Annotated in this window: 15 protein-coding genes; 4 read left to right on the forward strand and 11 right to left on the reverse strand. The window is 44.5% G+C overall.

Going from position 1 to position 16,826, the window contains the following annotated elements; translation table 11 throughout:
• Positions 1–137: 137 nt before the first annotated feature.
• From REC12_RS15625 to REC12_RS15640, 4 genes are all read right to left on the reverse strand, one after another.
• Positions 138–350 (reverse strand): hypothetical protein, encoded by a 213-nt coding sequence (locus REC12_RS15625; RefSeq protein WP_308896061.1) that lies wholly within the window; start codon positions 348–350, stop codon positions 138–140.
• 281 nt (positions 351–631) lie between these two features.
• Positions 632–1,369 (reverse strand): carbon-nitrogen hydrolase family protein, encoded by a 738-nt coding sequence (locus REC12_RS15630; protein ID WP_308896064.1) that lies wholly within the window; start codon positions 1,367–1,369, stop codon positions 632–634.
• Positions 1,370–1,571: 202 nt separating this feature from the next.
• Positions 1,572–2,738 (reverse strand): CPBP family intramembrane glutamic endopeptidase, encoded by a 1,167-nt coding sequence (locus REC12_RS15635; RefSeq protein ID WP_308896066.1) that lies wholly within the window; start codon positions 2,736–2,738, stop codon positions 1,572–1,574.
• Positions 2,739–2,853: 115 nt separating this feature from the next.
• Positions 2,854–3,741: a LysR substrate-binding domain-containing protein gene (locus REC12_RS15640; RefSeq protein WP_308896069.1), complete on the reverse strand. Its 888-nt coding sequence runs from the start codon at positions 3,739–3,741 to the stop codon at positions 2,854–2,856.
• A gap of 483 nt (positions 3,742–4,224) precedes the next feature.
• On the opposite strand from REC12_RS15640, the gene REC12_RS15645 reads away from it, so the two are divergent.
• Complete coding sequence (locus REC12_RS15645; RefSeq protein ID WP_308896309.1) at positions 4,225–5,157, forward strand: LysR family transcriptional regulator; 933 nt, start codon at positions 4,225–4,227, stop codon at positions 5,155–5,157.
• Positions 5,158–5,302: 145 nt separating this feature from the next.
• Here REC12_RS15645 and REC12_RS15650 read toward each other — a convergent pair whose 3' ends face one another.
• The 6 genes from REC12_RS15650 to REC12_RS15675 form a co-directional block, all read right to left on the reverse strand.
• The gene (locus REC12_RS15650) at positions 5,303–6,856 is read right to left on the reverse strand and encodes an efflux RND transporter periplasmic adaptor subunit (RefSeq protein ID WP_308896071.1); all 1,554 of its coding nucleotides are present in this window, start codon (positions 6,854–6,856) and stop codon (positions 5,303–5,305) included.
• A gap of 641 nt (positions 6,857–7,497) precedes the next feature.
• Positions 7,498–7,863: a hypothetical protein gene (locus REC12_RS15655; protein ID WP_308896073.1), complete on the reverse strand. Its 366-nt coding sequence runs from the start codon at positions 7,861–7,863 to the stop codon at positions 7,498–7,500.
• Between the two features lie 733 nt (positions 7,864–8,596).
• Positions 8,597–9,811 carry a thioredoxin-disulfide reductase gene (trxB, locus tag REC12_RS15660; RefSeq protein WP_308896075.1) on the reverse strand — a complete coding sequence of 405 codons (1,215 nt, stop codon included), beginning with the start codon at positions 9,809–9,811 and terminating at the stop codon, positions 8,597–8,599.
• Positions 9,812–9,846: 35 nt separating this feature from the next.
• Entirely contained in the window at positions 9,847–10,176 is a 330-nt protein-coding gene (locus REC12_RS15665) for a thioredoxin family protein (RefSeq protein ID WP_308896077.1), read from the reverse strand.
• Between the two features lie 137 nt (positions 10,177–10,313).
• Positions 10,314–12,362 (reverse strand): alkaline phosphatase family protein, encoded by a 2,049-nt coding sequence (locus REC12_RS15670; RefSeq protein ID WP_308896079.1) that lies wholly within the window; start codon positions 12,360–12,362, stop codon positions 10,314–10,316.
• 42 nt (positions 12,363–12,404) lie between these two features.
• Complete coding sequence (locus tag REC12_RS15675) at positions 12,405–13,793, reverse strand: MFS transporter (protein ID WP_308896080.1); 1,389 nt, start codon at positions 13,791–13,793, stop codon at positions 12,405–12,407.
• Positions 13,794–14,177: 384 nt separating this feature from the next.
• On the opposite strand from REC12_RS15675, the gene REC12_RS15680 reads away from it, so the two are divergent.
• The 3 genes from REC12_RS15680 to REC12_RS15690 are packed head-to-tail and all read left to right on the forward strand — an operon-like array spanning position 14,178 to position 16,417.
• Complete coding sequence (locus REC12_RS15680; RefSeq protein WP_308896083.1) at positions 14,178–15,080, forward strand: LysR family transcriptional regulator; 903 nt, start codon at positions 14,178–14,180, stop codon at positions 15,078–15,080.
• A gap of 53 nt (positions 15,081–15,133) precedes the next feature.
• Positions 15,134–16,138: a DMT family transporter gene (locus REC12_RS15685; protein ID WP_308896084.1), complete on the forward strand. Its 1,005-nt coding sequence runs from the start codon at positions 15,134–15,136 to the stop codon at positions 16,136–16,138.
• A 12-nt stretch (positions 16,139–16,150) separates the two neighbouring features.
• The gene (locus REC12_RS15690; RefSeq protein WP_308896086.1) at positions 16,151–16,417 is read left to right on the forward strand and encodes a hypothetical protein; all 267 of its coding nucleotides are present in this window, start codon (positions 16,151–16,153) and stop codon (positions 16,415–16,417) included.
• Between the two features lie 329 nt (positions 16,418–16,746).
• Here REC12_RS15690 and REC12_RS26520 read toward each other — a convergent pair whose 3' ends face one another.
• On the reverse strand, positions 16,747–16,821 hold the full coding sequence (locus REC12_RS26520; protein WP_374214217.1) for a CarD family transcriptional regulator: 75 nt from the start codon (positions 16,819–16,821) through the stop codon (positions 16,747–16,749).
• Positions 16,822–16,826: the final 5 nt, after the last annotated feature.

The raw sequence follows: 16,826 nt of genomic DNA on the forward strand, positions 1-16,826 counted from the left end.
GTGTATGATTAGCATGCAATTCTTTGTCATGAACTTGGAGCATAAGCTCAGAGTTCTTTTTGTCCAATTTTTGAAGAGGTATTTTATAGTTACAGATTTTGGTTTTTTGCTTGATTAAAGGGTTTGGTTAGCAAGCCCTAAGTATCGTAGACTTTTTCAATCTTCTTAAGTTCTTTTAAATGGTTTTGTAATTCTTCCAGGTGGTCTGTAATCTGGTCCATTTCCTCCAGCAAGTCGGATAGGGACCCTAATTCTTCTTCCAGCAAAGGAGGCAATGCTTTCATTAAGATTTCGCAAATAGAAGAGGGTTTAAAATCTTTAGACAGCTTGGGACTTCTTAACTCTAACAACAGTTTAAGCAAATCCTTATAGGATTCGCTTTCTCGGAATCCAAATAAGGATTTATTCACCAAATCACGATAGAGGGGGTAATACCAGCGTAACTTTCACTTCGTTGGTACCATCCCCTCTAGCGAATTGATATCTATACTGACCTCTTAAGTTAATGACATTGAATATAATTGGGGCTTCCACTGTGCATATATGTCTTTAAAGTATAGAATTTTGAGTTCCGCATAGTGTAAGTTTCGGAATTTTTTGAGTCGCTTTTTTAACCTCGACCCTACAATTACTAATCTTTTATAATCATTCCTCTCCATATATCTTTACTTTTCTGTCCAATTACTAATCCAGAACTTGAAACATCTAGTCCAGCTATTAAGTCACCTTTATTAGACCACAGTGCACTTTTTCCACCAGATTCAAGACCCCAAGATTCCCCACAGTAATTTGACATTAGTACATTCATAGAATACATTTTTGCATAATTACTCAGTAAATTATAAGCTTCTGTCATTCCCGTTGGTGTAAAGAAAATACTTGCAACATAAATTGTGCAATCTACTTTATTTGCATTCTCTGCGTGAACAGGATTGTCAATATCCGCACAAATTGCCAAGGAAATCCTTTCGTTGTCAAGCTTTATAATTGGATTATAGTCAAAACTTGATCTAAAAAATTCATCCTCTCCAGTATGAAGAAACTGCTTTGTATAAATTGAAATAGAATTATCAGGAAATATAACGAAGGAACCAATATACAATCCTGAATCCATTTTTATCGGGGCACCTGCAATAATAATTATATTGTTATCAACAGCCAGTTCCCTCAATTTACCTAATCGAGAGTCATTTTCTGTAAATGAGAGATTTTTAGCTAATTCTCTCTGATATCCTGTAATAGACATTTCAGGAAATACAATTAGTTTAACTCCATTATCGGCAGCTAATCTAATTAATCTATAATGTTCATGGAGATTTTGAAGAATATCTCCTTTTTTAGGTCTTGTTTGTGCAACTGCTACTTTCATTTATTTTTCCTCCATTTCACTTACAAAACATTTAGAGAACTTGGAAGAGCTTTAAGTCTTTTGTTTTTTGTCTTAGATCCCTTAGATACTTTGGTATCCAACGGCACAATTACCCAAGATCAGGAAACATCCATAGAGAGCATTCTACAAAACGAATCCCAAAAAGCAACAATACAACTACAACCTCAAACACTGCCCCAACCTAAAAATCATCACTGAAAGGTTTTGCAAAATATGGTAAATCATCGTCTTTCTTTGGCCAATTACGGTAGATGTAATAAACAAGAAAGGGCCCGGTCATTGCCATCAGAACAATTCCCGACCAAAATGTCGATCTCATGCTGTCAATCGTTAAGGGCGTTTTAGCACCATTACTGCCTAACAAAGTGATTGACTCGGCTAATAAATTATTTAATGAGTGCATTATCATGGTTGGTATCAAGCTTCGTGTCTTTAAATAAACAATACACATAATAAAGCCAACCATAGTAATGCCAATAAAGTTAAAATGTAAGATACCAAATAGAATAGATGACAGTATAATTGCAACATGAATATTCCATTTGACGCTGAACCGATGCAGCATTAAACCCCTGAAAAAGAGTTCCTCAACAAAAGGAGCTACGAGTACCGCCACAAATAGCTTAAATACCTCATTAAATGTGGAGTATGCTTGTTTGGGCTCATTATAATGAGATAGCAGAAAATGCGGCGCCCAATACGATAGGCAGTAATTGAGAACAAAGGCCGAGCCAAGTGAGAATAAAAGAACCACCAAAACTCCAAGTATTAATTTCCACCATTTATACCTTTTCGGGGGTTTCCCAATTAAGCTCATCAATTGAATATTGAGCTTTCTTTTCTTGAATAATAGCCAGATAATAGCTAAGACATAAGGAATTAGCTCCATAAGGTTGTTGATAAGTGGATTTTTAAAATTAACCTTTGCAATACCCATTATGACTAAGGTAATGATGAGACTAATCACTAGCCAAATAGGCAGCCATCGCAGCCTTAAGCGCTTAAATACCTCATAGCTTTGTTGCGATTCTAGACCTTCGTTAATTTTTACCTCTTCAGGCTCAACCTTAAGTATTTGGCGATTTGGGGAACCAAGTTCTGATTTTGGCGATTCCCCCTGTTCCTTCAGGTCATTTGCCAAAATTATATCAGGTTCTGATGGAGCTTTATGCGGTTTCTTGAGGGCTTGGATTAAGACTACAATACTGAAAGGTATTGCATAGAAAATACTTAGCAGGCCCCATCCTGCGGCAGCAACCGGATCAGATTTACTTAAGCCAATGTTGGCCAATAAGCAAAACAAAAAATAGATGATGCCGATAATTGACATTACTTTTAAAGTTTTCATTACACACCACCAGGTTATTTAAATTTTCTAAAAATAGGAATATTTCTTCCAACAATTTATGCGGATTAGCTATATGGCACTTCTTTCTCTAAGATGCCGGCATAAAACACTCATGTCAGAACCCCGGAATTTCGCTTAAACATCCCGCAAACAACTGGATCGTTTTCGTTTGCCACTCCGAGGGCAGATAAATATAGGAAAAGGATCTTACCAGGGAGAAATTGACCGGATTAATTAATTTCAAAGTATTCAAAGTCAGCTCTTTACGCACGGTCCAATTGGAAAGAAGCGCAATACCCAACCCGGCTTCCACCGCTTCTTTAATAATTTGCGTGCTCCCTAATTCCAGAATATGAGCCGGAGTTATCTTAAACTCTTCCAGCACTCGTTCGGCAACTTTCCGTGTTCCCGATCCCTTTTCCCTTAAAATCCATGTTTGCGTTGTCAATTCGTCCAGAGTAGGTACCTCGCCGGCATAAAAGTTAGAGTTTGCCGCGGCGATAAAGCTGACGGTATCTTGAGCAAAAGGAACAACCTTCAGGTTTTCGCTGGATAAAAAGTCGGTTTCAATAATCCCAATATCCGCCTCCCGGCTCTTAACCTGATGAATGACCTCATCACTATTGACAATATTGACCATAAAGGTAATGTGTGGATAAGCTTTCTGAAACCGCCTGAGAACCGAGGGCAAAATGTATTCGCCGAAAGTATAGCTGGCGCTGACTACTATGCTCCCACTGTCTCCGTAAAGCAATTCATCCACTAAACGTTTAGTCTCTTTGTAATGAGTCAGAATTTGCTTGGCCTGGTGAAAAACAATTTTGCCCGCTTTCGTCAGGCTAACCGAACGCTTGCCCCGTTCCAAGAGAATGACATTAAACTCACACTCTAAATTCCGGATATGCTGGGTAACTGCCGGCTGCGTAATATGTAAAACGTTAGCTGCCCGCGAAAAACTTTTTTCTTCCGCCACGGTTATGAAGGTGAGAAGACGTTGGTCCAAATTAATCACCCTTTTCCAAGGATGTGGCATCCTTAACTGATTCTTGTTTGGGGAGAGGTAAAGAGGACTTGATTCAGGTGAAGTTTTAACTCCATCTGAATCTTAGTCGCCCTTATCCAGGGACTTAGCCGCTCTTAACCCACCGCTTGCCAAAGCGGGAATCTTAGAGCGGATTAATCAGCGGATAAATGATAAGATATATTTATCATTCAAATAACAAGTAGTAATTTTACTTATAGTATCTTAAGCTTTATTCTATGAATAGTCAAATATTTTTCGGGTTGATTAATATTCTATGCTGTTCCGGCTCTAGTTTCAATGTAGCCGGAAACACTTATTTTCTTGCTAGAACCCATCTTTTACCTTGAGATTAGGCTTGACCAGCGGCAAATCTTTGGGGTAATTGGAGTTGCGGTTCTTGTTTTTCTGTCGTTCATAACTAATCCATTTTGGCGAGGAAACTATGAGGAGGGAAAATTGGTGATTGAGGAACAACTGCTTATTTTCAAAAAGGTTGCAGAAACTAAAAATATTTCTCTGGCAGCCAAACGTTTGCACATGAGCCAGCCGAGCATCAGCCTGCAGATTCAAAACTTAGAAAGCCAATATGGAGCGCGTTTTTTGGAACGAACCAACAAGGGAGTAAGCCTGACCCAGGCCGGTCAGGTTTTCTATGAACACATCTGTCAGGTACTGGAGATATTTCAGAATATGCAAGAGACTATCCTGACCTTGAGGGACGAAGAACATGGACTTGTCAACCTGGGTGCTACGCTTACCATAGGAGAATATGTTTTGCCGCCGATCCTGACTTATCTCAATCAGCTGCATCCCGATATTGATTTTAGAGTAAAAATTGCCAACACTGAAGTTATCTCCCAGGAAGTCCTGGAAAAACGCCTGCATATTGGCTTAATTGAAGGGCCTGTTTATCTTCATAAGGAGCTTCAGATCGAAAGCTTCTGGGAGGATGAATTAGTGGTTGTTATCCCCTATCATCACCCTTGGGCCAAAAAAGACAATATAACCTTAGCTGAATTGCCCAACGAACTAATGATAGCCCGTGAAGTCGGCTCAGGCACACGCAAAGTCATAGAATTAGCCCTGAGCGAACGCGGCTTTGACCCTGACAATCTAAATATCACCATGGAATTGGGCAGTACCCACGCCATAAAACAAGTCGTAGCCGCAGGGCTGGGCATGACGATTATTTCCGCTTTGACAGTATGTCAGGAATGCGAACACCAAATATTTAAGAAACTGACTATCCAGGAATCGCCAATTAAACGGTCCCTCAATATTTTAACCCACGCTCAAACGGCTCAGACTAAAAATGAACGCTTAATTATCGATCTTTTGCATAACCATGAACTACTCGCCAAAGTCCTGAGTATAGACAATTTAGCTTATGTATGAATCACTTGCTGGGACGCGGCTCAAACCCAAGTCTTTTAGACTAATTAAGCCGGTTTTTCCTTGCTCTCAAGGAAAAACCGGCTTTTTGCCGCCAAACAATACCTTGGCGTATATTATTTTTCTGAAAATTGGACGAACCCTTTATTTAGTTCGGCGGAGGACCGCCGCCCCCGGGACCGGGACCGCCTAATAAACCGCCTAAATTAGAATTTGACTTGGCAGCAGAGGTCGTCGCACTTGTACTTGTACTTGCGCTTGTACCGGTGATAACCTCCTGGCCTTCTTTCAGACCGCTTTTAATTTCCACATTCGTTCCATCATCAAGGCCAATCTCCACCGGAATAAAACTCGTAGTTTGCTTTGCGCTTTCTTTCGTATCTTTTCCGGTCTTTGCGGAATTGCCCGTCTCGGAACTTGTTGAACCGTTACTCGTTGAACCGTTAGAGGAGTTGTCTTGCCCGGCATTGTCTGCCGAACTTTCAGGAACCGTTACACCGGTTTGCCCATTTTCAGTTTTAAGCGCTTCGCTGGGGACGGTCAAAACGTTCTTGGCCTGAGCCACTATAAGGCTCACGTTGGCGTTCATGCCGGCACGCAGCAAGTCACTGTCCTGATCGACCGTTACGGCAACAGTATAGGTCGTAACATCCGAAGTCGTTGACCCTTGCAAGGCAACGGAGGTGACCGTCCCACTGATAACCTGATCAGGATTCGAATCAAGGGTAATATCTGCTTTCTGGCCTACTTTGCACTCCGTAATATCTGCCTGGTCTATAGACGCGTCCACTTCGAACTTATCTCCTACCGGAGTAAGGGTAATAATCGAAGTAGAGTCGGAATCCTGACCAAGTTCAAGAGGACAGCTGACAACCACCGCATCCACCGGCGCAACAATTGCCGCATTGCCCAGATCTGCCTGGGCACTGGCTAAGGAAGCTTGAGCTATCTGAATATTTGCCTGGGATGAGTTAAGATCCGCCGCCTTAGGACCTTGAGCCTGCTGGTCAACTTGGTACTGAGCCGATACAACATTCGCCTGAGCACTAGCTAAGGCTTTGGCTGCTCCGCCATTCTGCAGGTTTTGGGCGGAAGTCAAAGAATCCATAGCCGTGCTCAAAGCGTTTTGAGCTGATTGAATTGAAGAAGAGTTGCCGCTCTGTTGAGCCGAGGCCAAATTGTCGCTGGCCAGTTGCACATTGTCTTCCGCCAGAGTAACTTGGTTGGCCAAGTAGCTTGGAGCTGCTTTTTGCTGAGCGGAGGTTAAGCTTTGTTGGGCCTGGGCTAAAGCTGCCCGGGCATCCGCGTATGTTTTTTCATTAAACGAGTCTTTAAGGTTCTGCAGACTCGACTCTGCGGAAGTTACGTTAGCTTCCGCCTGTAAGACGGAGGTTTTTAGTTTAGTATCGTCTATTCTGGCAAGAACTTGCCCCGCTTTGACAACGTCCCCCGCCTTAACATTGAGTTCCACAATTTTTCCCGCTGAAGAGGAATTTCCGCTTGTCGGAAATGTCAGAGTAATCGCGTGCGGGTATTTGACAGTTCCGGTGGCAGTGATTACTTTTTTAACGTCTCCCAGCTGTGCTTTGGCGGTAGCTAATGGTGTCGCAGCAGGTTTGACGGCAAAATGACGATAACCCCAATATCCGCCTCCCAAAACCAGAACACTGATAACTCCAAGGACTGCCCATTTTTTCTTCATACACTCTCTCCTTACAGTAAGGTCTTATCCATTATCTCAGCGGGAATCCCCTCTGCCTGGGACATAGACGGATTAGGAAACAAAGAAGGCAAAACCCGCTCGCTGCCTTAACGTCAAAACTTTCTTCGCCTATGTATCAGCACGAAGCAGGAGGCAGGAACTCAGACCCCTATCCGCTTGGTATAGAGACATTATGCAATAATAACTTTAGTAACAGCTGAAAGCAGGCTGAAAATCAGCTGAAAGTTAAAGATAAAAAATTGATTTGGCCTGTGCGGAGCAGGCGCCGGCAGCCGCAAAAGCACATACAGAAGACTTGATTCAGGTGGAGTTTTAACTCCAGCTGCATCTTAGTCGCACTTATCCAGGGACTAATCCGCTCTTAACCCACCGCTTACCGAAGCGGGAGTCTTAGAACGGATTAGCCAGCGGATAAACTTTAAGGAAGTATTAAAACCGTTTCAGTGATTCCACTCTTAAAGAGGTCCATGCTTTATCGTTCAGCCCCCAAAAAATGCGCCGAAAGAGGATACTTGTCCCCTCTCGGCGCATTAAACACTTCAGACTCCAATAACCTACCACCGGATTAAAGCTGAAGCCTAATTTTCGTATAATAAATTAAATCTAATACATTAAATTCTTTAATCAGACTCCCTTAAGCGACTTTTACAAAAGGGACACACTTTTTCCTGCTCGGACACCCCTGCTCCACAAAACGAACAAAACTCGCCCAACAAGCCGGTTTTGGAATTCATATCTGCATAAGGACTGAGCAGCTCTCCTACTTTAATTCCGTCTACTTCTATTACTTTAAGTTCACTCGTATGCACCCAACTGATTGAGCCCTGTTCATCAGCTATTGCAGCACCCTTAAATTCTCCTTCTTCTTGATGGGGAAATAAAACTCCTCCTAAAAAACTTGGCCTGGAATCTTTGTAAAATGAATATCCAGTACCAACCAAGGCGTAATATTGACCTGTAACCCTATGTACGACAATTACTGCCATACTACCCCAGCCTCCTCTTATCCGAACTGTCCTTTAAGAAAAACCGCCCTGGCCTATCAGTATATATCATATCAGTTCCACGATGACCTCCCTTTTCCTGCCTGAAACAGGATTGGGAACTAAAATGTCACTGACCCTGATAAGATTAATGTTAATTTTTCAAGCTTTCCTGCCCATCCCGCTCCCAAGCAAACCAATAGGAGCGTCCCTGAAGTTAACTTCCGGGACGCTCCTACTTATAAAGAAGACTTGATTCAGGTGGAGTTTTACCTCCATCTGAATCTTAGTCGCACTTATCCTGGGACTAAGCCGCTCTTAACTCACTGCTTGCCGAAGCGGGAGTCTTAGAGCGGCTTAGTCAGCGGATAAATAAAAAAACTTAACGGCACCCGAAGGAACTCTCTGCGCGCGGGTCAGCGCGGAGAAGCCTCCGGCGCAAGCGTCTGCGGTTGCTCTTGTGCCGGCAGAAAGTATTAATGAAGTTATATTTTCCGCTCCAAAAATCTAAAGACCCAAAAGGAAGGCAGCTTCGCCCACAAAAGCGAACTCATTTCATGGAGAGGCGGTAAAGCCCACAAAGCTTGCGAGGGGAAGCGGAGCCATTGGTTCACCTCAGGTATTGCCCGGAGGTTTGGCGGAGCTCCCTCGCAAGCGCGTGGGCGAGCCTCGGAATGTTGAGTGAGCGATGTGGGCGAAGCTGCCCGACCCCAAGGATCTATCATTCGCAGCATAACTAGCCCAATTGAGCCCTCAGCTGCTCTTTATCCATACTGCAGACCAGACGTTTAATTTCTTTTCCCTTATTCAGGACAACAACGGCGGGTACCGCTTGAATCTCATATTTTTGGGCCAGGTTTTTCTTAGTCGCCGTATCAACTTTGACGATTTTGTAATTCCGGCCCTCTCCTCCGGCTACCTCTGCCAACAGGGTACCAAACTCTAAGCTTTCATTAACTAAAGCATTTTCAAATAACAATAAAACGTCTTTCTCGCTTTGCAGAACACTATTGTTGAAAACATTGAGCTCTTCAAGGTACCGCTCGGCGGCGACAGCCGCTGTCGCGCCGTCACCCGCGGAAGAAACCACTTGTCTCAAGTATTTGGTACGGTTATCCCCTGCGGCATAAACTCCCTCAAGATTGGTCTCCATGAGTTCATTCACGGGAATATAGCCTTTGGCGTCAATCTTCAGACCGCTTTCTTGGAGAAACTTCGTCGAGGGAAGCATACCAACAAAGAAAAATACGCCCTGGCAGGCGAGCTCAGTGGAATTGCCTGTTTTCAGATTCTTGATTTTTACGCCTGCTACCTGGTCCTTCCCGAGAACTTCCTCAATCGTCGAGTTCCAGATAAATTCCATTTTCTCATTATTAAAGGCTCTTTCAGCACTCACTTTATTACAGTCGAGAACGCCTTGATCATGCAAAACAAGCACAGTCACCTTGCGGGCAAACTTGGTGATATACATTCCTTCTTCAATAGCCTGATCCCCGCTGCCGACGACGACAACCTCTTCCCCTGCAAAGAACTCCGCGTCACAAGTGGCGCAATAGGCAACCCCGCTGCCCCGCAGCCGTTTTTCACCCGGAATATTCAGCAGCCGCGGCTCGCTGCCGCAGGCAATAATCACCGCCTTGCCGGAAAGCATCTTGCCCTTTTTCGTGAAAATTACTTTCTCTTCGTGCGAAAGATCGACGTTTACCACTTCATCCTTGAGAAACTCCACGCCAAAGCTTTGGGCATGGTTATGAAAATCCTTCATCAGATCCGGGCCGCTGATGTGAACATATCCCGGATAATTGACGATTTCCCGGGTAGTATTGACCAAACCGCCGATCGTTCCTTTATTGATCACTAAAGTCTTAAGCTTGGCCCGGCCACCATAAATAGCTGCCGACAATCCTCCAGGTCCGCCGCCTATAATAATCAGGTCATAGGTATTAGCCATGATTTCTACTCCTTTTCTGCTGGAACGTCCTTCGCTTATTCCGTCTCAAGAACCTCGGCAATTTTTTCTTCGACAGCTTCCGCCTCAACGTTGCCGGCAAGTTTCCCCTGATACTCTCCATCCCGGAAGAAGAGAATCTGAGGGACTCCTTTCAAAGAAAACCTCTGGAACAGGTTTTTCTCTTCCTCAACATCCACATAAAAGAAAGCAAATTTGTCGGCATATTGCGGCTGCAATTCTTCCAGCATAGGCACGACTTCCTGGCAGACATGACAGCCTTTGCGCGAAAAGATCACCAAACAGGCTGCGCCATCGTCGTAAATAACTTCTTCAAAACGGCTTGAGGTTAATTGTTGCAAAGACATAGTATCACTCCTTAAAGATTATCCGGGCGGGTCCTTCAACATCCCGCGCATCCTGCCTTAGGCTGCGGCTTTTTTCAGTTCGATTAAAAAGCAGCTATCAGTGTGCTACTTTCTGATAGCTGCTTATAGCACGTAAATTATACTTCTTCGGAGAAAATCTGATAAATTGGAGCTCCTTCGCACTGGGCGGGGAAGCGCAGACCCAGCAAAACGGCAACGGAGGGCGCGACATCGACTTGACGTATTGTGCGCTCTGTTGTAAACCCGGTTTTGATCCCGGAACCTGCCGCGACAAAAATCGGAGACACGGAGGTCTCAAAATAACCTTCCGAAGTGGAGATGCTATCCCCGTGCAAGCGGTTGTAGCCTTCTTCGACCGAGAAGAAAATGTCGCCGCACTCCGGCCCGTTGGTGCCGATTAAGACGGCATCCTTGTTTCTGAGGCAGATGCCGATAACCCGTTTACCTGTTCTCTCATCTCTGTAATTGTATAAATCGGAAATGATTTGTTCCTCTAAATCATATTTATCCTTCGGGTCCACAATTCCGTATTTGTCACGGCCTTTAAGATTGATATAGATATAGTTACTGCGAATCTGAATGGCTCTGGTCTTTTCCCAGTCGACTTCCCGGATGGAATTGCCGTTCTCGTCTTTTTTCATGACCGTGTAGCCCAGTTCTTCCATAACCTTGGTATTGAGACCGCCATACTCGCCGATAATCGGGGGGACGTTCTCGCCGACAATGAGGCCATGGTCGCTTAAGACCAGGATCGTCCAGCCTTCATCCAGCAAATAGAGGAATTCGCCCAGATACTTATCGGTTTGCACGTAGAACTTCTCAATAAAAGCCTGATACGTTTTCTCATCGGTGTGATCCCATGAGGGCAGGGTCTTGCCCAGATGCCACAACTGATGGCCGGCGCAATCAATGTTGTGCAGATGAGAAAAGATGACTTGATACCCTTTTTCTTTAATGCTGTAATTCAGACAATCGGCTTGCCATTGATTGTAGAGTTCCCAGGAGGGTTCAAAGATTTCACGGACTAATTCGTCGTCTTCCCCGCCGATCAAGCTGACAGGCGGAACTTCTCCGACGTTCTTTACAATCTCCTGATAGAAGGTTTTGGGATGCCACAATTGGTCGTTGGAGATATCCAGGGCATTGCTGATCCATAATCTCACTTTGTTGCCGGCCGGATCAAGTTCTAAGATCTTCATGGAACGGCAGGCGGGTTTGGTAACTTCTTTTTTAGTTACGTCGTCAATAATCCCGGTGACCATTTTATCTTTTTCTAAGATAACCAGCGGTGTCTCTGCTTTTTTATTCTTATAAACAGCTACCCGGTCATACTCGCCGGCTTGATTTTTAAGGATCAAGGCAGGGCGTCTCATAACGCCGCCGGAAGTCAAAACCGTAAATTCCTTGGCCCCTTCCGGAGCATTAGCCCAACCCGTTGCTTCTTTAAGAGGAGAATTGACAATATCGTAAGCAACCTTGCTGCCGATGACAACTTCCGTATCTTCGTCATCCATCACGTAAGTGCGGATTTCTCCGCCTTGGCGGGCTGTGTCTCCCCACCAAAGTTCCATCATTTCATCATCAACGTCATTGTCCAAAGTGTCTTCCAAATCAGTAATGATGCAGCCTACGCCTGCCGGCTTATCTACTCTGGGAGCATAGCGCACTTCCTTAATGTCCGGAGTGGCGACAATGACCTTTTCCCAATCAAGCTGGGCAACTCCCATGTTAACCGAACCGGGCTGCGTGCCGTCCACAACACTGAGATTTTCACTGTGCGAGCTTGGCGGCCAGGAGCTCCCGGGCCAATGCCAAACTAAGGTCTTCAAACCCGCTTCAGCGGAGATGTTCCAAATTTGTTCGGCGAGACAATTGCGGGAATCCATATTGTAGACAACTGCGTCGAGGCTTTCCGGAGATTGCCGCCAATAACAGGTAATGCCGTGGGTTCCCGGATAAGCGCCGGTGGCCAGAGTAGTCCAGCAAGGAGGGGTAATCGTCGGAATTGCTCCCAGAAGACGGATATCTTCCCGCGCCGCTCCACGCTCGATGAATTTTTGTAAATTAGGCATTTTCCCTTCTGCCAGGAATTTCTTACTAATTCTCGGGTCCATGCCATCGACACCTAAAACCAATAATTTATTGGTAAGCGCTGTTCTTTTCATAATTTCATCTCAACTCCTCGAATGATTTTATATTTTTTATACCTAAATTTCATCCAGAGAACGTCCGGCCGTTTTCTCGCCCCAAAGTCCGGTGGTAACCGCTACTAACAAGAACATGACACCGATAATCGAGAACAAGGTGGCGTAGCCAAAACCCTTGTAGATCATGGGTACAACGACCATGGCCACAGCGGTCAGAAGTCTGCCTGTACTGTAAATAAAGCCGGTGCCGCTGTTGCGGATGTGTGTGGGGTATGATTCGGCGAGGTAAGACCACATGACAACGAAAACGCCATCCATGAGCACCCGGATGAAAAAGCCTATACCGACGATAACCATAGGAATCTTCAGAGTACCGAAAATAATGGTCAGAATTCCAACCAAGACACTGTAAATCACGATCGGGATCTTTCTGCCGCCTTTATCGGTAAAGGCAGCCGCCAAATAGTTGCCGATAGGACTGCCAAAGGACACCAGAGCGGACATCCACAGGGCATCGTCCAAAGAGAAGCCAAATTCATTCAGCAAAGTAGGCATCCAGGCAAAGAACATGAAATATCCCACAGTAATACAGCAAACCATAATAATTAAGACACTGGTTTTCTGGGCATACTTGTGGCTGAATATCTCTTTGAGAGCCTCCACGGTTCCGGCTTCTTTTTTAGTCACCGAACCCGCAGCAGGAATACTAGCTTCATTCTTAATGTCAACCTTAACCCCTGTCATGAATCTTTGGATGACAGTTTCGGCTTCGGCATAGCGGCCTTTGGTGATCAGCCAGCGGGGAGATTCTTTCAGCCAGCTCAGAGCCAAAAGGAAGATAATGAAACCTGTTCCACCAATAAAGAAAATATATCTCCAGCCATTGGGGCTGCTGGGCACAATTTTTTCGGCTATCTGTCCGATTAAAGGGACACTTAGCAGCCCGGTGGCCAGCGATATGGCCTGCCATTTTCCCCTGGAAGCAGCCGGTAAAATTTCCGTGATATAAACCATGGCCACGACAACCATGGAGAGAATCCCAAAACCTGTCAGGGTTCTAAAAACTAAAAATAACTCTTTGTTCGGTGCCACACCGTTGAGGATGGAAAATGTGGAGAAAAAGACCACTGAAAACAAAAATGCTTTTCTCCGGCCAATGACGTCGGACAGCCAGCCGCCAAACCAACAGCCAAACAGCATGCCCACGAAGGTGCAGGAGTTAACGATTCCGATCCACTCCATGGAAACACCCCAGTGTTTGGTCAGAGCGGGAGCAACAAAGGAAAAAGTAAATAAATCCATTTGGTCGAAAGCATAGGCCAGAGCAAGAATAATTAAAAACTTATAATGTTCCAAGCACATCCGTGCTTCATCTAAGTAATGCTTCTTTTCACTCGTCGCAGCGATTGTCTCTGAAGCGGTTGTCTCTGAATTTGTTAATACAGCCATATACTTAGCCTCTCTTTATTAAATTTTCTACTTTCAGAATTGGTTTAAAAACGTGTTTTTATACTTTTTTACCGTTCTTTACCTTTGTTTTACCCTAAACTTTACCTTTCTTTACTATTTTTTTGCATCCCTCCCCGTTGTTTGCCAAATTTCTTTCCCTCCGTCATGTATTTGTTCTTGTAATAATTAGTACTTGAAATGCATTATACGGGTTAAGACTTTTTCTGTGAAATACTTAGTCGTTATATCCCGTATAACTAAAATTATTGTAGTTTGTTGAGCTTTGAGCCGTTTTTAGTTGTAATTCAAATCACAAATAATATAATTAGTAATGTGTTTCAACATTTTCTACGACCAAAATCCATATAAAAGAAGGTTGAGAATATGCGTCTTGAACAATTAGCTTATTTAGTTGCCGTCCAGGAATCCAAGTCCATTTCGCTTGCAGCCGAACGCGCTCACATATCACAACCTGCTCTTAGTTCTGCTCTCAGCAAGCTTGAAGATGAGCTGGGGGTAGTTTTGCTGACAAGGACCAATTCCGGTGCTCATTTAACGGAGATAGCCGAATTGATCATTCTCAAGGCTAAAGAAGTCCTGAATATAATTGATGATATCAAATCTATTGCCCAAGGCAACTCTGTCGAACTTAACGGCAATATTTCAGCGGCGGCGGACCCTGGTGTCAATATAACCATCATGCCTGATATCCTGACAACCTTTAAGCGCAATCATCCTAAAGTTAATACTCTGCTCAAAGTCGGGGAATCCAATAACATTTTGCAGGACGTGCGGACCGGCAAGGCTAACTTTGGCATTATTTTAGATACTGAGGAATTTTGCCAGTCCAAAGATATTAATTGCAAAAAACTCTTTTCCGATAAATTTGTCATCATTACCGGGGCCAACTCCAAAATCAACTTGGAATCCATACCTCTAAAGCAAGCGCTTGACTTGCCCATCCTCTTATACAACACGGAGTACATCACCAATTGCGGCGTATCCAGTCTTTTGCGTAAATTTGGGGAAATCAATGTTTCTTACCGCGTCGATAATTTGGAAATGATGGAAAAAATCTTATCCCAAGGCGAAAGCATAGCTTTTGTCCCGCAATTTATGGCTGACGAATTTCTCAAAGCCAATAAAATAAAAAAGATCCTGATCAAAGACGCGGATTTGGAAGTTTCGGTCATCTTAATTTGGTCCAATCGCCACCATCTTTCTTTAGCTGAAAAGGAATTTATCCGCGCCATTAAAAAAACCTGTTCGCAAAGAACCGCTCTCTAGGCTACAGTATATAACTTATCTTATTTTCATGAACTTAAGGAGTCATAAAGAAAATGGATCAAACAGCACAACAAGCACAACAGCTTTTACAGAAAAGAGACTTGGCTTTTGCTAAAAATGGAGTTGGCAGGGGATTATTGTCAGGTGCCGCTTGGGGCTTGGACGGAGTATTGCTGGGAATGGCCTTCAGCTTGGCGCCTTTCGCAAATACGATGAGTCTTTTTGCCGCTCCTTTAGTCGGGGCCTGTATTCACGATGGTTTTGCCGCGCTTTGGCTTTTTATTTATAATGTCCTGCACGGCAAATGGCGCGATTATGGGCGCACCTTAAAGACCCGGCCCGCCAGAATCATCATAATTGCCGCTATTTTAGGCGGCCCTATCGGTATGTCCGGAAATTTATTGGGGATTTATTTCGCGGGCGCTTCTTATACGGCGGCGATCACGGCCGCTTATCCGGCTATCGGCGCTGTTCTGGGAGCTGTTTTTCTGAAAGAAAAAATTTCCCTGCGCGTTTGGGCCGGCCTTCTTTTGGCTATTGCCGGTTCTTTCCTGGTGGGATTTGTCCCGCCCGACGGCTCGGCCTACCCCCACTTTTATCTCGGCATTGCTCTGGCCGTAGTCAGTGCCATTGGCTGGGCCGTGGAGGGAGTCTTGTCGACTTACGGAATGGATTTGGTCGATTCGGATATTGCCATCGGTATCAGAGAAGCCGCCTCTTTTCTCATCTATATTTGTATCATCCTTCCTTTAGCCGGAGGGGGCGCTTTCCGGATTCTGAGCCAGAGTTTTACTACCCCCTCGGGCTGGTATATCGCTCTCATCGCTTTAGTGGGCGGAACCTCCTTTTTATCCTGGTACCGGGCCATGAATATGACCGGTGTGGGCCGGACCATGGGCTTAAGTGTGACCTTTGCCCTCTGGTCGGTGTTTTTCGGCTGGCTGTTAAACGATCTGCGCCTGACTCCCAACCTTATTATCGGAGTTATTGTCATCTCCCTGGGTACTATCCTCACCATCGGCAACCCCAAGAACTTATTAAATTTGAACATTCGCTAAGGAGCTTTAATTATGAGTCAAATACCGGTCAAATTCAGAGCCGTACAGGCAATTTATCAGAACGAAAACATCTCCAATCAAACACTCCTGGAACTTCTCAGAAAGGAATACCCCTTGGACCGGAGTGTCAGTGAAAAAGGCGTCCAAGATTATCTCCTGACCCTAACGGCCTCCGGCCTGATCGAGCAAACGAACGTCACGCTCGATCAGAACGGGAAGCTGAACATTTCTTATAAGATCACGGATTATGGTACACGCCTCATGAAATATATTGTTTGAACATGTCATCTCGACAACACAAGCGGCCATAGGACGCCGACCTAAGGAGTATTTATAAGTTTCTGCACTAAGCCGTGGCTAGACGTGGGTTTCCCCCCTGTATAGCCACGGCTTTAATTTTCCTGCTCCTGTCCATGCCGCCACCGTACACCAAGCATAAAAATTCTCTCCCTGAACAGGCAGGGGCCAAAACTTCCGTTAAGAAAGTCCTGGCCCCTGTTCCTAAACTTCTATTAATGACTAAGATGCCGGTTCCAGATAATTACGGGGTTCACTTTTGGCGTGAAAATCAAAAATCGCACCTGAAATTGCAGCATTTTAAAAACTTTTTAGCACAGCACATCGCAAAATTTTAACCCAAAACCGTGCATCGGATAGACAACCTTATCGCCAACCTTAAACATTCAGC

This window comes from Candidatus Desulfosporosinus nitrosoreducens (assembly GCF_030954495.1).
GTDB lineage: Bacteria > Bacillota > Desulfitobacteriia > Desulfitobacteriales > Desulfitobacteriaceae > Desulfosporosinus > Desulfosporosinus nitrosoreducens.